Below are 23706 nucleotides of genomic sequence, written 5' to 3'. Positions count from 1 at the left end.
CTATGCTTTTTGTGAAGAAACCGGCTTGGAGCATGAACGGACGCCCATTCGAACTCCCAATAAGAATGCCTTTATTGAATCATTTCATAGTGTTCTGGAACGAGAATGTTACCAGCGACATTGCTTTGAAAGCTATGAAGAAGCCTTTTCCGAAGTGGATCGATACATCTGTTACTACAATAAAGACCGCATTCACGGCAGCCTGTACGATTGGTCGCCGACAGATTACCTGCGCCTGGTCAACGATGGAATCATAGAGCCCAAATCCATTGCATTATGATGCGTTAATCTGAGAAAAAGCTAGCTTGTGTCCAATATTAAGGGGTTGAACCGCAGGGGACGCTATTTTAGTCGAATTCACAGTTTCAGCTTGAAAATAGCTCTTTTTCGCTAAAATAAGCTCTCTCCTGATCGTTAGATTTCGAACGTGTGCTCAAACGCCTAAATAAGGCTTCCTGAGATCGTTAGCGCATTTCCTCAACCTTTCTCTTTATTCAGCTTTATCTAGGAAAGCCTTAGTTGCCCTCTATTAGACTTTAGTTATACTTATGCCACGTTCCAGTTCCAACACAAACCACCGATTCATCTCCGGCACTAGTACACCACACACCATAAATTCACTCTTACACTTCTTACATTCGCCCCATCTTGTTCTTCCGTAATTCGGAGGAGTGTACTCAGTACCCTATTCCCTCTATATCCGCTGCTACGCATCAACTTACAACGGACGTAATGCCACGGATTCACAAGCGTTCAACTGCTCCACCATAGACAGCCATTCCTGCGGTTTGTTTGGAAGTACAGCATAGTAGCGGTTCAGGAAATCGGACACCAGACTGGCTGGCAGTTCTGCAAGAGACTCATCGCCCGGCATAAAGCACAGGTCCAATCCCCCCACCGCTTCACCGTCACCTTGCCAGGATGGATGAACATAAGGGAAGTCCAGGCGCTGATACCCCAGATGGGACAGCACTTCACGGCGTACATAAGGGTCCATCGGTTTGATGCCACCAAACGCATGATCCTGAGTCAAATATGGATTGTAGATTTCGGCAAACATGCCGAACAACGCTTTACCATTAGCAGCGGCGAGTTGCTGCAGATCAAGCTTGCGATGATTCGCCAAGAATGCGCCGATTCCCAAGCCTTCACGTCCAATAATCGTAAAATCAGTCATGGCCACATTCCAGTCCTCATAATAACGGTACTCCGTTGCACCAACCACTTGACCTTCATGTACAGCGACAAATACCCGAATGCCCGGGTCTTCCAGTGGTTCAGCCCATAACGGGAAATCCAGCACTTCCTCTGGCGGGAAAATGTCCTGCATCAACTTGTGCATTTGAGCAAACAACGGGTCCTGAATGGATGTAATACGTGTAAATTCCATAGATAAAAGCCTCCCTATTTAGATATGTATTTACTTAAAAGGATTACGCCACTCCATCAGAGCCGCGTAATGACAAGATTCCTCGTCGTCCAGATAATCGGCAGCCACTCCAACAGGCATACGCCCGCATCGTAGCAGAAAAGAAATAACCGGGTCATGCCTCTCTCCAGCGGCAACCTGATCCAGATACTGTTGTGCTGACATTTGCTCAGCTACCTGGTGATATCCAGGCATCCGCCCTGCCCCAAGCAAACGATCCATCCCCTGTGCAATCACAAGATGGTACATCGCCTGCATCATCAGCTGGGCCAGCCCCCACTTACGATACTTCGGACGGACACAGAGGTCAACAATGTATAGCGTGTTCCCATCCGGCCGGTGATTGCGGATATATCCATCATCTGTGACCTCTGCCCACGTATGGCTGGATGGGTCCGCAGCATCCCACTGCATTCGCAGTGAAGTCATCGAGCCAGCCAGTTCCCCATCCACCTCGATGCAGATGGCTCCTTCAGGATAATGCTGAATATGGCTACTAAGTTGCTCTTGGTTCCAAAGAAGTTCCTCCGGATATGGGGGTGGGAAGCTCTCTGCCTGGATACGAATAAGCTCTTCAAAGTCATGGGCCACATAATTGCGGATGACCGCTGTAGCTCTACCATGTTTACCACTTCCACCGGGTGCCGTTATCAGCATTTCTTTGACATACATCCCGCTTAACCCCTCCTTTGTATAGCTCTAATCAGCTTCCAAAAACAGATCTATTCCCAATCGGTGTACAGATCTGTACGGCGGTCACGCCAAGTTGTTACCGAGCCACGTTCGCGCACCTCGTACAGCAAATCCAGATCGAGATCGGCCGTTACAATCATATCGTTGTTAATCTCACCTTCCGCAAGAATGCCGCGCGGCGGAAATGGCACATCATTCGGGGTAATGATCGCAGCTTGTCCGTAATTGGCACGCATGAAATCCACTGTAGGCAGATGGCCCACCGTTCCCGTTAATACAACGTAAACCTGATTCTCCACCGCGCGAGCATGACTCGTATACCTTACCCGGTAAAATCCGTGGCGGTCGTCCGTACAGGAAGGACAGAAAATCACATCTGCTCCCTTGGCTTTCGCCATACGCACAATTTCGGGAAATTCAATATCGTAACAGGTCAGCATCGCAATTCGACCTTTGTCTGTATCAAACACTTCCAGTCCATCACCCGCAGCCATATTCCACTCCGTTACTTCGGTCGGCGTAATATGAATCTTTGCCTGACGTGCAATCCTTCCATCCGGGTAGAACATATGCGCTGTATTGTACAGCTTGCCTTCCCGCCGGATAACGTGAGTGCCTCCGATCAGATGCATGTTGTATTGGGCTGCAAGAGAGATAAACAATTGCTCATACTGCTCTGTAAAATCAGGCAAATCTTCAATCGTCAGCGCATTTCCTTGTGCGTCTCCAATGGACATTAATTGGGTTGTAAAAAATTCAGGAAACAGCACAAATTCCGTTCCGAATTCGGAAGCTGTCCGTATGTAATGCTCCGCCTGGGCGGCAAATTCCTCAAATGAGCGGATCGTTTGCAATTGGTATTGTACAGCGGATACCCGCAGTTTCATAAGTCCCACACCTCCACCAGTATTGTGGTTATATTGTATCAATGATCCGACGATTTATCTAATGCTATAGCTACGGAGGTAAGGCAATGTAGCGACAATACTTACACGTTATTCATCCCTCTACTTCCTTCACTTTTATACAAAAAAGCCTCTTCATATGATGAAGAGGCTTTAGAAGACTCATTTATTCAATCCAATACCTAGAACCCATTTATCTAATCAAATACCTGGAACCCTTTTATTCAATATCCGAACGTTTCGCAATATTGCCGTCACCAAAGATGATTTGATCCATCTCAAACTCAACTTTGATTTTTTCTAAAGGTGTCTCCCTAAGTTCAGTATCTTTATCCATAAACTGATTTAATTCGAAACTACCCTCATAAGGCGTGGAAGCTCCAGATTTGATGGGTTCATCATATTTAACGTTTAGTGACTTGATCTCATTATCAAACATGTCTTTGAAGGTAATGACCCCCTGAAACCCTTTAATATCCTTGTCCGAAATGTTCTTCAAGTCAAGCGTCATATGTATAACATCGCTGAAGATCCATTTATTCGTGTCTTTCAATGTCACACTTTTTTTGATTAAACCAACCTGCACAGACTCATCCAACAGTTTTAGTTGACTTTGTTTCTTTGCTTCAGCTTCTTCCTGTTTTCTCTTGATTTCTTCCTGTCTCTTCTTCTCTTCTTCCTCAAGCTTCAGCTGTCTTTGCTTCTCATCGGTTATAATTTGTCCCACCGTTTTAGTAGAAAGATCGGTATTGCTACCCATTGAATATAAAATGGCTTTTCCCAAGAGGTCTTTATCTTCTTGCGTGATTTCAGTGCTATTCTTGATATCCTCGGGTACCGTTTCTGAATATAGTTTTTCGGTTAACGGCTTACCACAAGCCACCAGCATAATCGTCATCAAACCAATCACTATAGACAACTTGAACCCTTTATTCGCAGTACGTTTCTTCAACTTTACACAACCCTTTCGAATTCGGAATAATTGGCAACAAACACGTCATACTTTACACGCCATAGATGGAAAATATATGTAAGAAACACGCACTCTACTCTGTATAACTTTCACAGAGTTTAAATCATCTAACTTCAGAACGCCCAGGCACCAACCCATTTTTTAATGATCTTTTTCCAGCAATCTTGTATGCTTCCTTTACTAACTATCTTCCTAAATCACACCCCCTCAGTAACTTTATATCGGTTGAAACAACAATAAAATTAGAAGAAAAGATCGATAACTCACCTATGGATGCTCAACCTCAGCAATCAACCTTACTCTCTGTTCCCCAGCATCGACTGTGTAAATCCAATCCATTCCCGGGTAGCAAAAGACAGATATCGATCCTTCCGCCAGATCATACCGAGCTGCCAAGGAATTACGGGTTCAATAACCGGGATGATCCGTACGCGCATATGATCAACCTCACGGCAGATCGTTTCCGGTAGCAAGGCCACACCCAGATTTGCCGCAACCATCGCACTTAACAGATCCCACTGGGAACTCTCATAGACTACACGCGGCTGGAATCCAGCTTGCTGGCAAGCCGCAATAATGCGGTCATGGAGCGCAAAATCTTCCCGAAACAAAACAAACGCATCCTGTTCCAGTTCATGGAGTGCGACCGACTCCTTTTCAGCAAGGGGATGGGAAGGATGCACGAGCAGATTAAGCTTTTCCTGAACAAACACAAAATGATCAAGCAGTTCATCGACCGTTGGCAACACCGCCACACCGATATCCAGCGCACCACTGATGACATCAGCCTCCACTTTTTTCGCCCCATCCTCGAACAATTGAATGCTCACTTGAGGATATGCTTTGTGGAACTCCCCGATAATCATCGGAAAGAAACTCGACCCCACCATTGGCGGCAGACCGATGCGCAGATGTCCCTTCTTCAGATTCATCAGATCGTCCAGCTCGGACGAAAGACTGCGGAACGATTTCTCAATCTCCAGCGCCTGCCGAAAAAAGACATGCCCGGCATCTGTTAGCTGCACCTGTTTACCGTAGCGATCCAGTAAGGTTACGCCCAGTTCCTCCTCCAGACTTTTAACGGTCTTACTAATTGTAGGCTGAGTGATATACAGCACCTCGGCGGCCTTTGTAAAGCTTTGTTGCCGTGCAACTTCGAGAAAATATTGCAAATGACGAATATCCATCTTTTCCTCCCCCTCCTATCCTGCTAGTCAAATCTATTTTAACTATAGACAAACGGAATAGTAAACATTCTTAATATGCATTTTACTCATGAAAGAATGCGTTGTAAAATTTGTGATACGAAGCAATGTTTCCATTCATTTTCATAATCATACGAATTAAATCGATCAGATACATGTTGATATACAAGGAGGGATTTGCGTGAAAAAATGGGGTGTCGGGATTGCACAAATTGCGTTATTAATGGTTTTTTCACTGCTGATGGACCTGCTGGCCCGTACTCTCCACCTGCCTGTACCTGGCTCCATTCTCGGAATGATCGTGCTGTTCATCTTGTTACAAACTGGCGTGGTGAAGCTGCGGTGGATTGAGGTCGGAGCGGCGTGGCTACTTGGTGAACTACTGTTATTCTTTATCCCGTCGGCGGTCGGCATCATGAACTACATGCCCATGTTGGAGCATGACGGATTGCAGATTTTATTTATCGTGCTGCTAAGCACGTTTCTGGTTATGGCCTGCACCGGCCTCGTTGCTACACGCATTGCCAAACGAAAGGAGCGTCACACCGGATGATTGGACTTTTATGTTTGTTGTTAACGGTCGGAATCTACATGGTTGCCAAGAGAATGTATCGCAGTCTGCCCAAAGTATATCTGTCACCGCTACTTATTACGCCGCTACTCGTTGTAGGCGTACTCCTATTAACCGGAACGGATTATGCCGCATACAGCAGCGGAGGCAAATGGCTTAGCCTTTTGCTACAACCTGCTACGGTCGCTTTTGCGGTACCGCTCTACACCTTCTTCCATGTGCTCAAAAAACATATTTCCGAGATTGTCATCAGTGTTATGACCGGATCGGTTGTTGCCGTACTCTCCTCCGCTATGCTTGCAAAATGGTTGCACCTCGACTCCGGCTTGATTCACAGTCTGATTCCGCGCTCGATCACAACGCCCATTGCGATGAATGTATCGGCTTCCATCGGAGGCATCCCGGCAGTGACGGCCGTATTTGTGATTATGACGGGGCTACTTGGGGCTATTATGGGGCCTTCCGTCGTCAAAATGCTTCGTATTGATGGCGAGATTGCACGCGGTACACTCCTCGGAACAGGTGCTCATGGCACAGGAACTTCGAAAGCCTTTGAGCTGAGTTCATTGACAGGAACGATCTCCAGTATCTCCATGGTTTTGGCTGCACTCTTCACTTTAGCCGTCGCTCCCGCGCTCTCTAAACTTATTTTCCCATAATAGTTGGAATAATCCCTTTTTTTTGAAATATTATTGTTGTATTAAAGCCCTTTCTTCCTTACAATAAAGACAGGTTTTAATGTTAATATTGCGGGGGAGATGCGATGAAAAGAACCGGAATGAAGAGATCTCTGGACCGTCTCGGACGAATTGTCCTTCCTAAAGAAATGCGGGATACAATGGAAATCCATATCGGCGATCCGCTTGAATTTTTCATTGAAGGGAAAGAGTTGATTTTAAGAAAGTACAAATCAACATTGTGTATTTTTTGCGGTGACGTGGATACGGAAATGTATTTCAAAGAGCAATTCATCTGCCGGACTTGTGCAATTCAATTAAAACACCCAGATGACACTCCCGACTGGTTCGTACCTGAAAACAAACAGGTTTCTGCACCCAAAGAACGTCCTGTTGCTAAACCCGTAGCTTCCTCAGCTTCCTCTTGGGAAGAAGGAGATGCTGCGAGCAAGGACTACCCCGACCTGCGGCCAAAGACGGCGCGCATGCTGCAACAGATGAAAGAGATTATCGAACAGCACCCTGGACTCGCTCAACAGCAAATTGCGGAGAAACTTGGCATTAGCCAGGGACGTGTCTCTCAACTAAAAAAGTTATTATAGCTAGAATTTTGATACTCATGAATATACAACATACTTCCAAGCAGGAAGTTACACTGAAAAAGAACCCATTGTTCCATCGGGTTCTTCTTTTTTGTCACTATTACTTTACGCCTGTACGATATCCATATCCATATTGCTTTCTTCTTCTTCCAGTCTGTGAAGACTAACCAGTAACACGGCGATATTGGCTACAAGTAATACTGCCGGGAGAGGTATAGCCGCATATTGTGCATAGATTAGGTGGCTTCCTACAGCTCCGATCAGAATGAACGTTAGTATGCCCGAAGCCAGAATACGGGTACGCGGAATGAGCAACCCAACCGCACTAAGCAGTTCCAACGCACCGATCAAGTACATTGTCCAAGTAGGGTAAGAGAAACTCTCGAAGGTGTCAATCATCATCTCCGCTCCCGTAACTTTCGTATATCCCGTCATGACGAAAACACCCGCCAGCACCACCAAAAAAACATATCCCAACACTCTTTTCATATCTTCCATCTCCCATTCATCCAAGTATTATTAGCAAAATACAGTATGTATTGCAGCACTCATCTATATAAAAGTTCCCTAGAAGAAACTGTAGTTTACTCAGGTTCCTCTGGAACTTGGATAAGGTTCTAATTTCCGAGGTTTATCTACTGCTCTGGTTGTGTGACTGATCATCCGGAAATGGTATGTACATTTATAATACGCATTATTACTCACAAACTTACTTTTATGAAGTGAGTATATAATAATAAGATAATTTCTTCAAGTAATTTTTCGTGAAATGATGTATAATACATACAAAAGGTATGTTACAGTATATTTTGTAGTGACCACCCTTCACATGAAGGACTTTATTTTTCAGAGCGGCAGAAACTTTTGTCCTTTTATATAGGTTGTATTGCACATTTTCCATGAATCGAGGTGAAACACGTTGAAGCTGAGAAAAGTAAAATCCCCAAGCCCTTGTCTGATTACACAAGCCATGGACATCATCGGGAAAAAGTGGGTACTGCTGATTATGTATCAGCTGCTGTCCGGACCAAAACGGTTTACGGAACTGGAGGCCGAGATGGCGATTAGCGGACGGCTGTTATCGGAGCGTCTGAAAGAGATGGAGACGGAAGGCATCGTAACCCGGCATATGTATCCCGAGATTCCGCCCCGTGTGGAATATGAGCTTACCCCTAAAGGTAGAGCGATTGAACCTGTTATTAATCAAATCTACAGCTGGTCTTCGGACTGGTTAAAAGAACAGCAACAATTGAAGTAGTTCAGATACAACTACAAACAAGAGGTCTTATTTATCCTAAATTTTATAGGAAAAACGCCTGCACCCGGAACCACAGAGAACATGGTTCGGGCCGCAGGCGTTTTTGTGCGCTAACGATCTGTTTAAGCTTTGACTTTTACAGGCAGGCCGGAGTTCACGGATTCCTGAGCAGCGACGGTGATTGCCTGTGTACGGCAGGCATCTGCGTAATCGGACAAAATGCGTGATCGATCTCCCGTGCGAAGTGCATGAATAAATGCTTCATTCTCCCGTTCATAAGGATTCTGTCCAGCTGAAACCTCAAGTCCTGCCATCGGATGCGAAGCCGCACTCGGTAATAGAAGACGGTCAGGTGTCCAGTCCCATACACCGGCATCCGTGTAGAATTGCAGCCCTGCTCCTCCCTCACCGTCAGGCAGTAAACACGTATTCGCAATGCTTGCAATCGCACCGCTTTTCAGCTTCAGTGTCACGTTAGCGACATCATCCACCGTCACATGCTCATGCTTCTCATGCATGCTACGCTGGGCTGCAACGGCATAGACTTCCGTCACTTCGCCTGCACAGAAACGCAGGAGATCCACAATATGGGTCGTCTGCTCCACAAACTGGCCTCCCGATCCGTCTTGACGGCGCCACCAACCAACGCCAGGCATGCCGCCCATCCAGCGCCCCAGAGCCATGCCCACCTTTTGCTCCTGCATGGCTTGTTTCATGACCTGCGCAGCACCCTGGTAACGGAAATGATATCCTACAGAGGTTAACAAAGAAGACTGTTGCACGTGCTCCAGTATGCGGCTTGGTACGTCCATTCCTGTGCTCAATGGTTTTTCCACCAGGAACGGAATGCCCCGCTTGATCAACTCTGACTCGATGAATCCGTGAGACATCGGAGGCACACAGATGTATACGGCGTCCAGTTTCTCACCTTCCAGCATATGTTCAAGATTATCGTAACCCGTTGCATCATATACGGAAGCCATGGCTTCCGCCTTTTCGAGTGTTGTTCCACATACACTTGTGACACGAACACCTTCCATGCGTGTAAGAATATCTGCGTGTACTTTGCTGAACCAGCCTGTTCCTATGATTCCGATCTGCAATGTCATGGATGTAATCCCCTCTCTGTTACGCGCTTACATGTTCCATTCGACCCGGCTCGGCAAATTCCTGCTCTTCTAGCTCTTGCCGGATGCTTCCAGCAACAGTTGATCCAATTCCTTAGCGTAGGTTGCTACTTGCTGTTCTGACCAGCCAAGCTGTTCTGCCATATACGTGCTTACTGCTGATTTATACCGGCGTACCTCATCGATGCGGAAAAATAAATCCCCTGTTCGGCGTACCCAGAAATCGGCTGGCGTTGCCGTCATCTCTTCCTCCATCGCGTAACGAAGCATCAGCAAAAGCTCTTGCGACATGCCGTGAAGCTCTGCCTTGGCTCGCGGGTCAGGCATGCGCTCATATAGCGCATCCACGTTGGAGCCATACGTACGGGCAAGCCGCTCCGCCGCTTTACGGTCCAGGCCTAGCGCAACGCCATCCTTGATCTTGCGTTCGGTGTACGTGACGTATCCGGCCGAACCGCCAACATCTCCCCCGGAGATCGGCATCTTTTTGGTTACACAAGGTCCCGGGGTGTGACCGAACTCTTGTTGCATCTGGCGTGCAACCAGATCCACAACCATCTCGGCCATTTTGCGATACCCCGTCAATTTACCTCCGGCAATGGTAATCAGGCCGGAATCCGATACCCAGACCTCATCCTTACGCGAAATCTCTGAAGGGCCCTTGCCCTCCTCATGAATCAGTGGACGCACGCCTGCCCAGCCTGACTCCACATCCTCTGCACGAATCTGGACGTCCGGGAACATGCCGTTCACTGCATCAATGACATAATCACGGTCTGATTCCGAAATTAACGGATGAGCCGGGTCATCACGGAATACTGTATCGGTTGTACCTACATAGGTTTTGCCATCCCGCGGCACCGCAAAGACCATGCGTCCATCTGGCGTATCAAAATAAACCGCTTGCCGTAGCGGGAATCGCGCGCCGTCAAATACCAGATGAATGCCTTTGGTCATCTGCAGCGTTTTGCCCTGGCGTGAGCCATCCACTTCACGGAGGGTATCCACCCATGGTCCTGAAGCATTGATTACTTTTTTCGCCATAAGTTTATAACTATTCCCGTTTAGTTGATCCATCACATGGATGCCTGTAATCGTTCCATTCTCCTTCTGAAAAGAAGTTGCTTTCATATAATTAACAGCCAGCACCCCGTGCCGCACTGCTTCCTTCATGACTTCAATCGTAAGTCTCGCATCATCCGTCCGGTACTCCACATAACGTCCGCCTCCCAGCAGTCCCTGCTTCCGCAACAGAGGCTCACTTGCAGATGTATCACTGGCATTCAGCATCTGGCGACGTTCACTACGCTTCACTCCAGCAAGTCGGTCGTACACCATCAGACCCATAGATGTACTGAAACGGCCAAACGTGCCTCCCGTGTATATGGGCAATAACATTGGTTCCGGTGTCGTCACATGTGGCCCATTCTCGTAAACCACCGCCCGTTCTCTTCCAACCTCGGCTACCATCTTCACTTCAAACTGCTTCAGATAGCGCAAGCCGCCATGAACCAGTTTTGTGGAACGACTAGATGTGCCTGCCGCGAAATCCTGCATCTCCACAAGCGCCGTCTTCAATCCACGAGATGCCGCATCCAGTGCAATGCCGGCACCTGTAATGCCCCCACCAATCACCAATACGTCAAAATGTGCATTCGACATTTGTTCCATGTATTCGGTTCGTTTTGCCGCCGAGAACGTTGCTGTCATGTAAAAACCCTCCATAATTTCCCTTATTTTTCTCTAAAAAACAACAAAAAAAGGACCACGTCATTCGTTCAGCAATTGCTGAACGCACGTGGTCCCTCCCGATCTCCAGACATCATTTTTTAACTTGTAACCTAATCCTATCACAGATTTTCGGTGGCGTGAAGGCCTGATTTGACACATTATTCAAAAAAATTTAAAAAACTTTTTTTGTGCAAGGATGGAATTTCAAAGCAACCCACTAACTCTACAATTTTCCTTATTGTGGACAATACTTTCTCTCCATCCAGGAATATAATCCCTGTAAATGAAGTATCATTTCCCACCAGTAAATATCATTTATAATATATGTTTAACGAAAAGGTACAAATAACCATTTGCCTATAATGAGGAAGACGTAATTCTATTTTATTTAAAAGCCATGGCCGCCTTGATCGCTCGCTGCCAACCCGAATACAGCTGCTCCCGCTCGTCCTTGGCCATCACAGACTCAAAGACTCGCTCCGTATGATCATGTTGATTCAGTTCTTCTGTATTTGACCAGAACCCCACGGCCAGGCCCGCAAGATAGGCTGCACCGAGAGCTGTCGTTTCGTTCACTGATGGACGCTCCACAGGAATGCCCAGAATATCACTCTGGAATTGCATCAGGAAATCATTCGCCGCAGCACCTCCGTCAACACGCAGCGTATGTACGGCGTATCCAGAATCGGTCACCATGGCCTCCAGTACATCCTTGGTCTGATAAGCCAGCGCCTCAAGTGTCGCGCGGATAAAATGCTCCTTCGTAGTGCCACGAGTAAGGCCAAATACAGCTCCTTTCACATCGCTGTCCCAATACGGGCTTCCGAGTCCCACAAAGGCAGGCACCATATAGACCCCGTCCGTCGAAGGCACTCGCTTCGCATAGTCCTCACTGTCTTTGGACGAACGAAGCATGCGAAGGCCGTCCCTCAGCCACTGCACGGCTGAACCTGCTACGAAAATGCTGCCTTCCAGCGCATATTGAACTTTACCATCCACACCCCAGGCAATCGTTGTAATCAGCCCGTGATCCGATTGTACAGGCTTCTCGCCCGTGTTCATCAACATGAAACATCCGGTACCGTATGTATTTTTCATACTCCCCTGGATATAACATCTCTGACCAAACAATGCAGCCTGCTGATCCCCTGCCGCACCCGCGATCGGAACCCTGTGACCGAAGAAATGGTAATCTGTCGTATGTGCATATATCTCGGAAGAGCCCCGCACTTCAGGCAGCATCGCCTTAGGGATATCCAGAATATCCAACAATTTATCATCCCACTGCAACTCATAGATGTTATACATCAGGGTGCGCGAAGCATTCGAAACGTCCGTAACATGGGTACCACCGCTCAGCTTCCAGATCAACCAACTGTCGATGGTGCCAAACAGTAACTCCCCTTTCTCCGCCCGTTCACGTGCACCAGGGACATGATCCAGAATCCATTTTACTTTCGTACCCGAAAAATAGGGGTTAATGAGCAAGCCTGTTTTCTGATGAAACAGGTCGTCCAGCCCTTGCGTTTTCAACTCATCACAGATGGATGCTGTCTGTATGGACTGCCATACCACTGCGTTATAGATCGGTCTGCCGGTTTGTTTATCCCACACCACTGCGGTTTCCCGTTGATTGGTGATGCCGATACCTGCAATCTGTGCAGGTTTGATGCCACTCTCCGCCAGACAGGATGCCATTACGGCGAGGATCGAACTCCAGATTTCGTTGGCATTTTGCTCTACCCAGCCCGGTTTGGGAAAATACTGCGGGAACTCTTGCTGTGCCATATGCACAATCTCGCCGCTATGGTTAAACAGAATTGCCCGGGAGCTGGTTGTGCCCTGGTCCAGAGCCAAAATAAATTTTTCCATACCTTGTGCCTCCAGTGTGTAATCATAATGTAAGCGTTTTCCCTAAATACTTGATCAAATCATCATTGGATGTCGTTACAGCCGCCGCTCCCACACCGAGTGCAAGTTCCACTTCTTCAGGTGTACGAATCAGCCCCCCAGCAATGATGGGAATACCTGTCCGTTCAGACACCTCCGCAATAATATGCGGAATGACTCCAGGCAATACCTCGATATAGTCAGGCTGTGTTTTGGCAACCAATTGGTAACTTTTCTCCAGCGCATGGGTATCCAGCAGGAACACCCGCTGAATCGCCGTAATGCCTTTTTGTTTCGCTTTCTGGATGATGCTGGCCCTTGTGGAGATCAGTCCAGCCGGACGAATATGCTGGCACAGATACTCTGCGGCGTACTCGTCGTTTTTCAGCCCTTGCACCAGATCGGCATGTAGCAAAATCTTCTTCCCATACCGCCGAGCCTGGTCCATCATGCTTTGCAGTTGTGCAATATGCGTTTCTAACATGACCCCGTAAGTATATGGGCCTTCGATGATTGCTTCAAACTGCTTCATACTCTTCGCCGCTGGCAAAATACGTTGTCCCTCAAATGCCACCATCGTTCCTCCTGCATTCATCAGATGCCTATATTGTATAATTCGTCACACATCAACGGCAAGTGATTTGGGAGAAGTCACCAAATTCAAGAACACAGGCGACATACCGCATATTCCTCCCGGCAAATTATCTTACACCGCAAAAAGACTGCTACTGCACTTTTCAATATGAAAAGCACCGTAACAGCCCGTATACATTACAACCAACGTATGATCACTATAAATTACCATGTAAATCCAAATGTTTATTCTTAATCAATCAAGCCTGTGCATGTGGAACACGTGTCTCTGTCGCCGTCTCTGTCCAGCTATCGCTTTCCGCCAGGTGACCTGAACGCTTCACTTTCGTTTGCAGATACTTCTCATTAAATGCCGACCGATCTCCCCAGAGCGGAACGCGTCCGCCCACATTGAGTCCTGCTTCCTGCAGTGCAGCCAGCTTACGTGGATTATTCGTGATCAACGTAACCGGAGCTGACCGAAGTGCACGCAATACAGCAATCGCATCGTCATAATTACGCGCATCATCCGTGAAGCCAAGTTGCAGGTTCGCATCTACCGTATCCAGACCTTCTTCCTGCAAAATGTAAGCCATTGCTTTGCTGAACAGGCCAATGCCCCGTCCTTCATGATTCGCAAGATAGAACAGCGCACCTGCGCCATGTGCCGCAATCATTTTCATGGACTGCTCCAGTTGGAAACCGCAGTCACAGCGTTTGCTACCGAAGATATCGCCTGTGTGACAGATGCTGTGCATCCGAATCAGGGCTTCCTGAGCCTCAGCAAAATCGCCATACACCAGCACGCTGGATTGCTGACGCTCTGCCAGTTCAGCACCCGCAAGAGATGCGATCAGCTCTCCGCTTTCCATCGCTCTGTCCGTTTTCAGCCAGCTGTACCATTGAAATGTTTTGGTTTCTCCATCCAGATTGACGGGCAGTTTAATCGGTCCCACCAAATGTATGAATTCTTTTCCACTCGGAAAAGTCTGGATTTTAGGGGCGAGTAGTTGAATAATATGTGAATTGATCATCGTTCGTTCCTCCTGTTAAGCATCTTCATCTCAAAATGTCTCATAATATTATGCATTCGCATCCGCTTTGATTTTGGATCACTTACTGACGTAATACATTCAAAACGTCTTATTTTCAAGCTCTGCTCACAGCGAAATATTACGTATCTATATAATCCTCACTATAATTAGTTACTTAATGTAAGTTAGTTTAGAATAAAAATTATATTGTGTCAAGTAACTTTTATTTTTAAAGTAACTACTAATTTTATGTTACGTAATGGACACAACTCACGTGTTTCATTTAAGGAAAATTGGGTATGAGTTTAGAAACTACTCATACACTATTGGTGTAGTCCACGAAGCCCAGCCTTAGTCTCTGATACTTCTTGCGTCGAACCTAATGATGAGGGGGTTAGCCTATGAACCGCCGTAGAAGAACCTGTTGGATAGCCATCATCATGGCCTGTGTCCTGCTAATCAGCGGATGCTCCATCTGGCCGGGACAGGATGATTCAGCATCCAGTAAAAAGGTAGCGCTTACATTGTGGTATTGGAATCGATCCATTGACGACAAGCTCATTGCCAAGGCCAAAGAGAAATTCCCGAATATCGAACTGACTGCCCAGAAGATCGGTGGGGATTTCAAAGCCAAGCTCAAAACCACCCTCGCTGCACGCTCAGGTGAGCCAGATATCGTTGCCCTTAACGACTGGATCATGGAGTTATTCCCGAGTGAGGATCGCTTCTATAACCTGTATGATCTAGGCGCAGGAGAGGTCGAAGACCAGTATTTGCCGTGGAAATGGAAGCAGGGCGTGACACCAAATGGACAGATGATCGGCTTTCCGATGGATACGGGGCCGACAGCACTTTTCTATCGTGCAGACTTGTTCAAGGAAGCAGGGCTACCTTCCGAACCGGAGCAAGTTGCACGCCAGATTGATAACTGGGATGCCTACGCTGCTGCCGGAGAGCAGATTAAGGAGAAGTTTGGCGGAAAGGTTTTTCTGACCGATAATATCGGAAGCGTTTACAATCAGGTGCTTTCTCAAGCTGCAGAACGGTATTTCCGTCCAGACGGGTCGTTTATCGGCATGGATTCTCCTGCTGTACGCAAAAGCTGGGACACAGCCGTTGCTTTTAAGGAAAAGGGACTGCTTGCTAACGCTGACGGCTGGACACCCACCTGGAATGCAGCAATGAATAACGGCGAGATTGCCTCGTTCGTTGGTGCAGTCTGGATGAAGCAGGTGCTTCAGGAGGCGGCACCAGACACTTCGGGTAAATGGCGTGTTGCCCGAGCTCCTGGGGGAGATGGCAATAACGGCGGCTCCTTTCTCTCCATTTTAAAATCAAGCAAACATCCGAAAGAAGCCTTTGAATTGATTCGCTGGCTGCAAAGTCCAGAGAACCAACTGGAGCAGTATCAGACGCTCAACCTGTTCCCGTCAGCTCCAGGTGTGTTTGATAAACCAGCCATGAAAGAAAAGGAACCTTTCTTCGGCGGGCAAGCAACAGGCCCGGTATTCGCTGAATCCGCACAGCATGTGCCTGATGCTTTTTTTGGTGAACGATACCCTTCGGTACACAATATCATCACCCGGCGGCTGAACGATATTGCCAAACAGAACGCTGATCCACAGCAAGTCTGGTCAGATACGGTGCACCGCGTCGAGCGGGAATTACAGCGTTAAAGCATGCATGTGATCCGTAAAGGAGGAGTTGTTATGGCTGTCACCGAACCTCGCACGTCACCTGATTCCGGTCCGTTCCAACCCGATCTGGACCGGCAAAAATCACTTTGGGCCCGTATATGGGAGCATCGTGCGCTCTATGTTGCCATCTCGCCTTTTTACATTCTGTTCGCCGTGTTCGGTCTATTCCCGATCGCATTCTCACTGTATCTGGCTTTCCACAAATGGGATGGAATCGGTGTGATGACGTATAACGGCTTGAACAATTTTAAATACATGCTCACCGATGCTGAATTCTGGCAAGCGGTTGGCAACACGTTGATGATCTGGATCTATTCGACCATTCCGATGCTTTTCTTCGCTCTTATTATTGCGTTTCTACTACATGCGCCTTTCATCAAGTTCCGTACCTTGTTCCGGGTCGGTTACTTTCTGCCGAACGTGACGTCCATCGTAGCTGTAGCGATCATCTTTGGCGCACTGTTTGCGAACAATTACGGTTTCCTCAACTATCTGTTGCAGTCGGTCGGCCTTCCGGTGGTCGAGTGGCTGAATGCACCATGGGGCATCAAAATTGCCATCTCCTCCATGGTTGTCTGGCGCTGGACCGGATATAACGCCATTATCTATCTGGCCGGACTTCAGAGCATTCCGCAGACACTGTATGAAGCAGCCAAAATCGATGGGGCATCTGCTGTGCAGTCCTTCTTCCGTATTACCATTCCGATGCTGCGTCCCGTTATTCTGTTCACGGTCATCACATCTACAATTGGCGGCATGCAATTATTCACTGAACCTCAGGTGCTGGTAGGCAATGATGGTGGTGCCGGAGCAGCAGGAATGACGATCGTGCTCTACTTGTACCGCGAGTCCTTTATCAACAATTATTTTGGTTACGGTGCTGCCGTTGGCTGGGGTATGTTCCTGATTATCGCCCTGTTCTCGATCGTGAACTGGAAGCTTGTTCAAGGCAAATCATCCTGATGTGACAAGGGGGGAGCGCTCATGGCGTCCAAACATCTCAAGTCGCTGGTGCTGTATACCGGCCTGATCGGTGGCATGCTTATATCCATGTTCCCGTTCTATTGGCTCATTGTTATGTCAACACGAACCACATCCGACATTTACAAGTTTCCGCCCCAGCTCTGGTTCGGCGGTGAACTGTGGAACAATATTACACGGGTTTTGCAGCAGATTGATTTCTGGGGAGCCTTTCTGAATACCTTGTTTGTATCAGGTGTAGTAACCATTCTGGTGTTGTTCTTTGATTCACTGGCGGGATTTGCGTTTGCGAAGTTTGAGTTTCCGGGCAAAAAATGGCTCTTCGTCCTGCTGCTCGCCACCATGATGGTGCCTTCCCAGCTGTCGCTGGTGCCTTCCTTCGTGCTCATGGCCACGTTCGGGTGGGTGGGTTCCTTCAAAGCCCTCATTATTCCGGGCATGGTTAATGCCTTCGGCATCTTCTGGATCCGTCAGTATGCGACGGAATCCATCCCGAACGATCTGCTGGATGCAGGACGGATCGACGGATGTAATTTCTTTCGCTTGTACTGGAACGTAGCCTTGCCCATTCTGCGACCTGCGTTTGCCTTTCTCGGCGCATTCACCTTTATCGGCGTGTGGAATGACTACCTGTGGCCGCTAATTGTATTAACAGATGCACGCAAGTACACTTTGCAAATTGCATTGTCTCAATTAAACGGACTCTATAACACGGACTATGCGATGGTCATTGCAGGTACACTGCTTGCCGTTCTTCCGCTCATCATCATGTTCCTGTTCATCAGCCGCCAGTTTATCTCGGATATTGCTGCTGGAGCGGTGAAGGATTAACTGAGGTAAGGTTGGGATGAAAGATATCCAGAGCACTGGGAGCAAAGTACCGATATGAAGCCATTTTGATCCTTCCTTCAAGTCTGATATTCTTATAGTAATTGAAATGGAAGAGGGATGATCACCATGGCGGCTTCACCTTATATGATCGGCGTAGATATCGGCACAACCTCAACCAAGGCTGTGTTGTTCAAGCAAGACGGTAGCATAGTTGCACAAGGCGGTGCGGACTATCCGCTGCACACACCAACACCAGCGATTGCAGAGCAGGACGCAGAGGACATTTTCCAGGCAGTTATTTCCTCCGTGCATCAAGCCACCTCCAAAGCCGGGGTACAGCCGGAAGACATTCTGTTTGTTTCGTTCAGCTCGGCCATGCATAGCATTCTGCCTGTAGATGCACAAGGCAAACCGTTGATGCGAGCAATGACATGGGCAGACAATCGCAGTGCCGAGTGGACAGAAGCACTCAAATCGGAGATGAACGGACATGAAATCTACCTCCGAACGGGTACACCCATTCATCCCATGTCTCCACTGACTAAAATGATGTGGCTCACCCGAGAAGAACCGGACTTGTTCAGGCAAACACATAAATTGATCTCCATGAAGGAATATGTTTTCTACAAGCTATTCTCTGAATTTGTTATCGATCATTCGATGGCCTCTGCCACCGGACTTATGAATCTGGAAAAACTCGAATGGGATACGGAAGCATTGCATGTTGCTGGCATTACGCCGGAGCATCTGTCCAGCCTTGTACCCACAACTCATGTATTAAAAGAGGGGCTTAACCCCGAATATGCCAAAGCGATGGGTATCGCGGAAACGACTCCGTTTGTGATTGGGGCAAGCGACGGCGTGCTCTCGAATCTGGGCGTGAATGCCATTGACCCAGGGGTTGTTGCTGTGACGATCGGCACCAGCGGGGCAATTCGTACGGTCGTAGACAAACCAGTGACCGATCTAAAAGGACGTTTCTTCTGTTATGCACTTACTGAAGATCAATGGGTCATCGGCGGTCCGGTGAACAATGGTGGCGTAATTTTCCGCTGGATTCGGGATGAGTTCGCGGCCTCTGAGGTGGAGACGGCAAAACGTCTCGGGATCGATCCGTATGAAGTCCTGACACGTGTCGCTGAAAATGTACCGCCAGGTTCAGACGGACTGCTGTTTCATCCCTATATGACCGGGGAGCGCGCACCACTCTGGAACCCGAACGCACGCGGATCGTTTTTCGGTCTGACGTTGCATCACAAGAAGGAGCATATGATCCGTGCCGCGCTGGAAGGTGTGCTGTTTAACCTGTACACGGTTATGCTTGCAATCGAGGAGAAGATTGGTCGTCCGAAAAAGATCCAGGCCACTGGGGGCTTCGCCCGCTCCGAGCTGTGGCGGCAGATGATGGCCGATATTTTCGATCAGGATGTTATCATCCCCGAAAGCATCGAGAGTTCCTGCCTTGGTGCCGCTGTGCTCGGGCTGTATGCCACAGGCCGCATCGATTCCCTGAGCGCCGTTTCCGGCATGATTGGCTCGACACACCGCCATAAGCCACACCCGGAACGTGTGCGTGTGTATCGCGAACTGTTGCCGATCTTCATCCGCATCTCACGCAAATTCGAAGAGGAATATGCCGATATCGCGGCGTTCCAGAATCGAATGATGCAGGAGTAAGAGTGAGTTGGCACATAAGGAGCCGCGATAGCGATTCATAGAGTCGGCTAGATAATACTTGAGACTTGTGCGGAAGTGTGCCGCCAACGATACTCTGAATTAGATGGTGCGGGAGCGAGCCACTAACGATACTTTGGATTAGATGGTGCGGGAGCGAAATACTGGCGATCTCCAATATCGAGAGGATGCAGGTACGAAATACTAATGAAGATACCATTGGGTACAGATAAAAAAAGCTAACGATCACCAGGAAGCTTATTTGATGGTTTTGGCAGGATTTCGAAATCTAACGATCACCAGACACCTTATTTCTGAATTTTCAGGCTAAAAGCGGCCTAAAAACAGCTATTTGGGGTAAATAGCGTCACTGGTGATCGTTAGAATCTGAGAACCTGATTTTTTCATCAAATAGCGTCACTGGTGATCGTTAGAAATTAGGGAGCTCTGGGGCAGCTTCGCCTTTTTCTCCCTGACCTCCTCTGTATTCTCATATCCCCCGCCTAAACCTAAACAAACCCCACAGTCTTACACTGTGGAGTTCACCAAGTAACTCAAATTACAATAAGTCAAAAATGATGAGTACCTAAAATGTATTAAATTACGTACTTATAAGCTCTCGTATTTTTATAGCTCTCACGTACCTTTAGGTCTACATATCTTTAGTTCGCACGTACTTATTGCTCTAGCGTATTTATAACTCTTACGTACCTTTAAGTCTTACTTAGATTACCTTTATGTCTCACAAAATTATAACTCTCACATATTTAATTCACTTTTATGAGTCACCTTAATACTTAGTCATGTTTACTCTCAAGAGTCATAGCGCTCTGACGAATAAAATTCACTCTTAAGAATTATATTTGCTGAACGCATTCTCGTCCGCTTGTACATTTTCCAAGTATACAATCTGGCCTGCATCATTCACACGCGCAATATCCACGCCCGTCTTCGCATACACCGATCCATCCGCTGCTTGTCCGCACACAGCCCAATTGGTTTGATAACTACCGTCCGGCTGGGGCACCCAGGCGTCCCACATATGTTTAATGTCTTGGTTATATTCATAAAAAGCTTTCATAAACCCCTCAAACCCGGCATGACTGGTGCCATTCAACACAATCTCGGCATCTGAAGTAAACAGGGATAACAAGTCCTGCATAGCCTGTTTATCTGTTCGTGAAGCATCAAATAATCGGAAATAGTTATTCAACATCGTAATGTTCGCTGCTGTATTCATCAATGGTTAGCCTCCTGTTGTCTCTTGCTGTCTCGAATGAAATATTTCATGCCGTATGCTCAGCACATGCTATCAATTCGAATAATTTCGAACTAATTATTACGATAAGAACTGTATCACACTAGCTTACCGAATCGCAATACATATTTCGAAATTTTTCGAACATTGAAAGAAATAGCCAACTATGCTAACGTCTATCTTATGAGAACTATAACGATACCTACCGCTTCGGAGATGAGCCTGACCACAGTCTGCAATGCACTCGGTGACCCCATTCGCATGAAAATCGCATACTGCCTGGCGAGCTCGGGTGAGAAAAATTGCTCGGCTTTTGAAGTCGACCATATCTCCAAATCAACGTTGTCCCACCATATCAAAATCCTGCGAGAAGCTGGCATTATTCAGCCACGTATTGAGGGCAAACACCACTTTTATTCCCTTAGAAAGGACGAACTCATTGCACGTTTTCCAGGACTGGTCGCTATGATTCTACAAACAGGAGGCTCAGATTAATGGATAAAAAGGCAACCAAGATTCTAATGAGTACATTCTGGGGCGGTGGCGGTTGGAAATCACCCCATGCCCCCTTTTCGGGTGATGATTTCGAATATGCCAAAAGCAAGGGCGTCATGTTCGACCCGCTCACGATCAGCCATGACGAGATCGTAGAGCGCCTGCATCACATGCATCAGAACCCTGCGCTTAAGGAGCGCGTCATTGCAGCCTTTCTACACAGTCTATCCACCAAAAAAGTGTATCTGCGCAGCGCATTATCCAGCTGGGCTTTGACACGAAACATGCCTCTGCATACCTACGGTGAACGCCCGGCTTTACATGCCAATACAAGTGCCTGCGGGGACTGTAACTTCCTTCGTTTACAATCGGATAAACAATATGTGGATGCAGATTTAAACGTGCTCAATTTTGAACGAATCAAATGGAGCGGGGTGCGGCACGGTTGGTTGCTCTACTGCCTGATGGATCTGGAGTTACTGCTTCAGGATTACAACGATAATAGTAGCAACAGCACGGAGAGCAATCACATTTCCCCTTACGAAGTGACTGAGGAAGACCGAACGATTCTTGCCAAGATGCTGGAAGCCTCACAGACCGGAGATCCAACGGACAGTGCACGCTCCCTGGAGAAAAAGTGGAAGGATTGTGTACCATCCAGTAAACAAGAACGGGATTCACTACTAGAAATCTGGGCGGCCGCTGGTATTCTCGTTCCTATGGATACGCCAAGGAAACGTAAAGGTGGTTCAGGCGACTTTATCTTTGTCGCTACTTGGCAGGGCGATGATGGGTATCATGCCGAAAACGTACTTGATTACTTTGGCCCTTATCTGCCTCCAAGTAACCTCTAGATTGGTTTCATCTATTACATCTGATTCGCATGACCATCCATGCTCCAGGTTACAATACTGATATCGACAGATTTCGGGTTGAACTCGTATAATAAGAGGAAATGAGGATGATGGGAGTGAACCAAGCGAGTTTATGATGTACATACTGGCTTTCATATTGTCTTTTGCTGTCGTGGTTCTGCTGATTCCGCCGCTGGGCCGACTGGCGCACAAGCTGGATTTTGTGGACAAGCCCCGGGAAGATGTGGAGCGTAAGCTACACAGACAACCGATACCACTGACCGCTAGCTACGCGATATTTACTGGATTTTTCCTGACATACATTGCTCTTACTAAAGAATTGACCTGGGAGACAGCCGCATTGGTTGCGGGCGGCATGCTTCTCCTGACGATCGGTACGATTGATGACTGGTACAAAACCAAAGGAAAAGACTTTCCTGCGCTACCTAAAATGATTATTCAAGTCTCCGCTGCAGTGCTCGTTTTTGCTTCTGGTATTGCGTTTACCGGATTCGTGAATCCGTTCAATGCAGAGTATGTGCTCCTGCCGATCTGGTTGCAATTCATTCTGACGATCCTGTGGATTTTCGGAGTTACGACGGTGATTAACTTCTCGGATGGTATGGATGGACTGGCTGGTGGTTTGTCCGCGATCTCAGCGATCACGCTGTTTATTGTAGCGATCACGAAGGGCCAGAGCGATTCAGCACTGATGTCCATTACTTTAGTTGGGGTAACGCTTGGTTATCTCAAATATAACAAGGCTCCAGCCAAAGTGTTTATGGGCGATGCCGGCGCTACGTTCCTAGGCTTCATTCTAGCGGTTATCGCACTTGACGGTGCATTCAAACAAGCAACGATGCTGTCCATTTTCATTCCGATTCTGGCGCTGGGCGTACCGATTTTCGATAATATTTTTGTCGTGATCAAACGTTTCCTGCAAGGCAAAGCGATCTATCAAGCCGATGCAAGTCAAGCTCACTATCGCCTGCTCCGTGCCGGTTTGAACCACAAACAGGTGGTTGCCGTGCTCTATCTGGTCAGCACTTGTCTGTGTCTGTCCTCCATTATTTTATTGTTAGTCGATATGTAAAAAAGTCGTTGGATCACCCAATGCAAGCTATGCCAATGAATGATTCAATAGAAATACAAGAAGCCACCCCCATGTCGAATGAGGGTGGCTTTGTTTTCTTGTTGAATATCTTGTTAACATCGCTATCATCAACTCATCAAGAACACATCAAGATT

General features: G+C 47.5%; 24 protein-coding genes. 12 read left to right on the top strand and 12 right to left on the bottom strand.

What is annotated here, in order from left to right:
* A partial coding sequence (locus BLQ13_RS15850) for an integrase core domain-containing protein (RefSeq protein WP_139168904.1) occupies positions 1–280 on the top strand: 280 nt, incomplete at its 5' end.
* A 438-nt stretch (positions 281–718) separates the two neighbouring features.
* Here the strand turns inward: BLQ13_RS15850 and BLQ13_RS15845 are convergent.
* The 5 genes from BLQ13_RS15845 to cidR form a co-directional block, all read right to left on the bottom strand.
* Positions 719–1390: a GNAT family acetyltransferase gene (locus BLQ13_RS15845; RefSeq protein WP_090921726.1), complete on the bottom strand. Its 672-nt coding sequence runs from the start codon at positions 1388–1390 to the stop codon at positions 719–721.
* Between the two features lie 30 nt (positions 1391–1420).
* A complete protein-coding gene (locus BLQ13_RS15840; RefSeq protein WP_090921724.1) occupies positions 1421–2101 on the bottom strand; it encodes a GNAT family N-acetyltransferase in 681 nt (226 codons plus the stop codon).
* Positions 2102–2151: 50 nt separating this feature from the next.
* A complete protein-coding gene (locus BLQ13_RS15835; RefSeq protein ID WP_090921723.1) occupies positions 2152–3009 on the bottom strand; it encodes a carbon-nitrogen hydrolase family protein in 858 nt (285 codons plus the stop codon).
* A gap of 238 nt (positions 3010–3247) precedes the next feature.
* Positions 3248–3979 (bottom strand): hypothetical protein, encoded by a 732-nt coding sequence (locus tag BLQ13_RS15830; RefSeq protein ID WP_090921721.1) that lies wholly within the window; start codon positions 3977–3979, stop codon positions 3248–3250.
* Positions 3980–4296: 317 nt separating this feature from the next.
* A complete protein-coding gene (gene cidR / locus BLQ13_RS15825; RefSeq protein WP_090921719.1) occupies positions 4297–5187 on the bottom strand; it encodes a cidABC operon transcriptional activator CidR in 891 nt (296 codons plus the stop codon).
* Between the two features lie 199 nt (positions 5188–5386).
* On the opposite strand from cidR, the gene BLQ13_RS15820 reads away from it, so the two are divergent.
* The 3 genes from BLQ13_RS15820 to BLQ13_RS15810 all read left to right on the top strand — a co-directional run bounded on the left by BLQ13_RS15820 (position 5387) and on the right by BLQ13_RS15810 (position 7055).
* Positions 5387–5758, top strand: a complete 372-nt coding sequence (locus tag BLQ13_RS15820) for a CidA/LrgA family protein (RefSeq protein ID WP_090921718.1) — start codon at positions 5387–5389, stop codon at positions 5756–5758.
* Complete coding sequence (locus BLQ13_RS15815) at positions 5755–6435, top strand: CidB/LrgB family autolysis modulator (protein WP_090921716.1); 681 nt, start codon at positions 5755–5757, stop codon at positions 6433–6435. Before BLQ13_RS15820 ends, BLQ13_RS15815 begins: the two co-directional genes overlap by 4 nt.
* Before the next feature lie 104 nt (positions 6436–6539).
* Positions 6540–7055 carry an AbrB/MazE/SpoVT family DNA-binding domain-containing protein gene (locus tag BLQ13_RS15810; protein WP_090921714.1) on the top strand — a complete coding sequence of 172 codons (516 nt, stop codon included), beginning with the start codon at positions 6540–6542 and terminating at the stop codon, positions 7053–7055.
* Between the two features lie 105 nt (positions 7056–7160).
* Here BLQ13_RS15810 and BLQ13_RS15805 read toward each other — a convergent pair whose 3' ends face one another.
* Complete coding sequence (locus BLQ13_RS15805) at positions 7161–7544, bottom strand: DoxX family protein (protein ID WP_167375755.1); 384 nt, start codon at positions 7542–7544, stop codon at positions 7161–7163.
* Positions 7545–8025: 481 nt separating this feature from the next.
* On the opposite strand from BLQ13_RS15805, the gene BLQ13_RS15800 reads away from it, so the two are divergent.
* Positions 8026–8313, top strand: a complete 288-nt coding sequence (locus BLQ13_RS15800) for a winged helix-turn-helix transcriptional regulator (RefSeq protein WP_090921779.1) — start codon at positions 8026–8028, stop codon at positions 8311–8313.
* A gap of 122 nt (positions 8314–8435) precedes the next feature.
* Here BLQ13_RS15800 and BLQ13_RS15795 read toward each other — a convergent pair whose 3' ends face one another.
* From BLQ13_RS15795 to BLQ13_RS15775, 5 genes are all read right to left on the bottom strand, one after another.
* Positions 8436–9422, bottom strand: a complete 987-nt coding sequence (locus BLQ13_RS15795) for a Gfo/Idh/MocA family protein (protein ID WP_090921710.1) — start codon at positions 9420–9422, stop codon at positions 8436–8438.
* 69 nt (positions 9423–9491) lie between these two features.
* Entirely contained in the window at positions 9492–11150 is a 1659-nt protein-coding gene (locus BLQ13_RS15790) for a glycerol-3-phosphate dehydrogenase/oxidase (protein ID WP_090921708.1), read from the bottom strand.
* Between the two features lie 405 nt (positions 11151–11555).
* Complete coding sequence (gene glpK / locus BLQ13_RS15785) at positions 11556–13043, bottom strand: glycerol kinase GlpK (protein WP_090921705.1); 1488 nt, start codon at positions 13041–13043, stop codon at positions 11556–11558.
* A gap of 22 nt (positions 13044–13065) precedes the next feature.
* Positions 13066–13635 carry a glycerol-3-phosphate responsive antiterminator gene (locus BLQ13_RS15780; RefSeq protein WP_090921777.1) on the bottom strand — a complete coding sequence of 190 codons (570 nt, stop codon included), beginning with the start codon at positions 13633–13635 and terminating at the stop codon, positions 13066–13068.
* 259 nt (positions 13636–13894) lie between these two features.
* The gene (locus BLQ13_RS15775; RefSeq protein WP_090921703.1) at positions 13895–14668 is read right to left on the bottom strand and encodes a GTP cyclohydrolase II; all 774 of its coding nucleotides are present in this window, start codon (positions 14666–14668) and stop codon (positions 13895–13897) included.
* Positions 14669–15069: 401 nt separating this feature from the next.
* Here BLQ13_RS15775 and BLQ13_RS15770 point away from each other — a divergent pair, with 401 nt between their 5' ends.
* From BLQ13_RS15770 to gntK, 4 genes are all read left to right on the top strand, one after another.
* Positions 15070–16344, top strand: a complete 1275-nt coding sequence (locus BLQ13_RS15770) for an ABC transporter substrate-binding protein (RefSeq protein ID WP_090921701.1) — start codon at positions 15070–15072, stop codon at positions 16342–16344.
* Positions 16345–16377: 33 nt separating this feature from the next.
* Positions 16378–17328, top strand: coding sequence for a carbohydrate ABC transporter permease (locus tag BLQ13_RS15765; protein WP_244159333.1), 951 nt, complete (start codon positions 16378–16380; stop codon positions 17326–17328).
* A gap of 21 nt (positions 17329–17349) precedes the next feature.
* Positions 17350–18177 carry a carbohydrate ABC transporter permease gene (locus BLQ13_RS15760; RefSeq protein WP_090921699.1) on the top strand — a complete coding sequence of 276 codons (828 nt, stop codon included), beginning with the start codon at positions 17350–17352 and terminating at the stop codon, positions 18175–18177.
* A 126-nt stretch (positions 18178–18303) separates the two neighbouring features.
* Positions 18304–19854, top strand: coding sequence for a gluconokinase (gene gntK, locus BLQ13_RS15755; RefSeq protein ID WP_090921697.1), 1551 nt, complete (start codon positions 18304–18306; stop codon positions 19852–19854).
* Between the two features lie 847 nt (positions 19855–20701).
* Here the strand turns inward: gntK and BLQ13_RS15750 are convergent.
* On the bottom strand, positions 20702–21091 hold the full coding sequence (locus tag BLQ13_RS15750; RefSeq protein WP_090921695.1) for a polyketide cyclase: 390 nt from the start codon (positions 21089–21091) through the stop codon (positions 20702–20704).
* Positions 21092–21292: 201 nt separating this feature from the next.
* On the opposite strand from BLQ13_RS15750, the gene BLQ13_RS15745 reads away from it, so the two are divergent.
* The 3 genes from BLQ13_RS15745 (at position 21293) to BLQ13_RS15735 (ending at position 23551) form a co-directional block, all read left to right on the top strand.
* Positions 21293–21604, top strand: a complete 312-nt coding sequence (locus BLQ13_RS15745) for an ArsR/SmtB family transcription factor (protein WP_090921693.1) — start codon at positions 21293–21295, stop codon at positions 21602–21604.
* Positions 21604–22458 carry a hypothetical protein gene (locus BLQ13_RS15740; protein WP_090921691.1) on the top strand — a complete coding sequence of 285 codons (855 nt, stop codon included), beginning with the start codon at positions 21604–21606 and terminating at the stop codon, positions 22456–22458. Before BLQ13_RS15745 ends, BLQ13_RS15740 begins: the two co-directional genes overlap by 1 nt.
* A gap of 133 nt (positions 22459–22591) precedes the next feature.
* On the top strand, positions 22592–23551 hold the full coding sequence (locus BLQ13_RS15735; protein WP_090921690.1) for an MraY family glycosyltransferase: 960 nt from the start codon (positions 22592–22594) through the stop codon (positions 23549–23551).
* The last annotated feature ends 155 nt before the right edge of the window (positions 23552–23706 follow it).

The organism is Paenibacillus polysaccharolyticus (assembly GCF_900102085.1).
GTDB classification, from domain to species: domain Bacteria; phylum Bacillota; class Bacilli; order Paenibacillales; family Paenibacillaceae; genus Paenibacillus; species Paenibacillus polysaccharolyticus.
Note: the sequence above shows the minus strand (reverse complement) of the source record. Positions and strands in the feature narration are given on the sequence as shown.

Bases quoted from the DNA above. Each gene is read 5' to 3' on its own strand.
- BLQ13_RS15815 (WP_090921716.1), top strand. From the start codon at position 5,755: ATGATTGGACTTTTATGTTTGTTGTTAACGGTCGGAATCTACATGGTT.
- BLQ13_RS15740 (WP_090921691.1), top strand. From the start codon at position 21,604: ATGGATAAAAAGGCAACCAAGATTCTAATGAGTACATTCTGGGGCGGT.
- cidR (WP_090921719.1), bottom strand. From the start codon at position 5,187: ATGGATATTCGTCATTTGCAATATTTTCTCGAAGTTGCACGGCAACAA.
- BLQ13_RS15800 (WP_090921779.1), top strand. From the start codon at position 8,026: ATGGACATCATCGGGAAAAAGTGGGTACTGCTGATTATGTATCAGCTG.
- BLQ13_RS15765 (WP_244159333.1), top strand. From the start codon at position 16,378: ATGGCTGTCACCGAACCTCGCACGTCACCTGATTCCGGTCCGTTCCAA.
- BLQ13_RS15840 (WP_090921724.1), bottom strand. From the start codon at position 2,101: ATGTATGTCAAAGAAATGCTGATAACGGCACCCGGTGGAAGTGGTAAA.
- BLQ13_RS15750 (WP_090921695.1), bottom strand. From the start codon at position 21,091: ATGAATACAGCAGCGAACATTACGATGTTGAATAACTATTTCCGATTA.
- BLQ13_RS15770 (WP_090921701.1), top strand. From the start codon at position 15,070: ATGAACCGCCGTAGAAGAACCTGTTGGATAGCCATCATCATGGCCTGT.
- BLQ13_RS15745 (WP_090921693.1), top strand. From the start codon at position 21,293: ATGAGAACTATAACGATACCTACCGCTTCGGAGATGAGCCTGACCACA.
- gntK (WP_090921697.1), top strand. From the start codon at position 18,304: ATGGCGGCTTCACCTTATATGATCGGCGTAGATATCGGCACAACCTCA.
- BLQ13_RS15790 (WP_090921708.1), bottom strand. From the start codon at position 11,150: ATGACAGCAACGTTCTCGGCGGCAAAACGAACCGAATACATGGAACAA.
- glpK (WP_090921705.1), bottom strand. From the start codon at position 13,043: ATGGAAAAATTTATTTTGGCTCTGGACCAGGGCACAACCAGCTCCCGG.
- BLQ13_RS15735 (WP_090921690.1), top strand. From the start codon at position 22,592: ATGATGTACATACTGGCTTTCATATTGTCTTTTGCTGTCGTGGTTCTG.
- BLQ13_RS15760 (WP_090921699.1), top strand. From the start codon at position 17,350: ATGGCGTCCAAACATCTCAAGTCGCTGGTGCTGTATACCGGCCTGATC.
- BLQ13_RS15810 (WP_090921714.1), top strand. From the start codon at position 6,540: ATGAAAAGAACCGGAATGAAGAGATCTCTGGACCGTCTCGGACGAATT.
- BLQ13_RS15775 (WP_090921703.1), bottom strand. From the start codon at position 14,668: ATGATCAATTCACATATTATTCAACTACTCGCCCCTAAAATCCAGACT.
- BLQ13_RS15805 (WP_167375755.1), bottom strand. From the start codon at position 7,544: ATGAAAAGAGTGTTGGGATATGTTTTTTTGGTGGTGCTGGCGGGTGTT.
- BLQ13_RS15845 (WP_090921726.1), bottom strand. From the start codon at position 1,390: ATGGAATTTACACGTATTACATCCATTCAGGACCCGTTGTTTGCTCAA.
- BLQ13_RS15835 (WP_090921723.1), bottom strand. From the start codon at position 3,009: ATGAAACTGCGGGTATCCGCTGTACAATACCAATTGCAAACGATCCGC.
- BLQ13_RS15795 (WP_090921710.1), bottom strand. From the start codon at position 9,422: ATGACATTGCAGATCGGAATCATAGGAACAGGCTGGTTCAGCAAAGTA.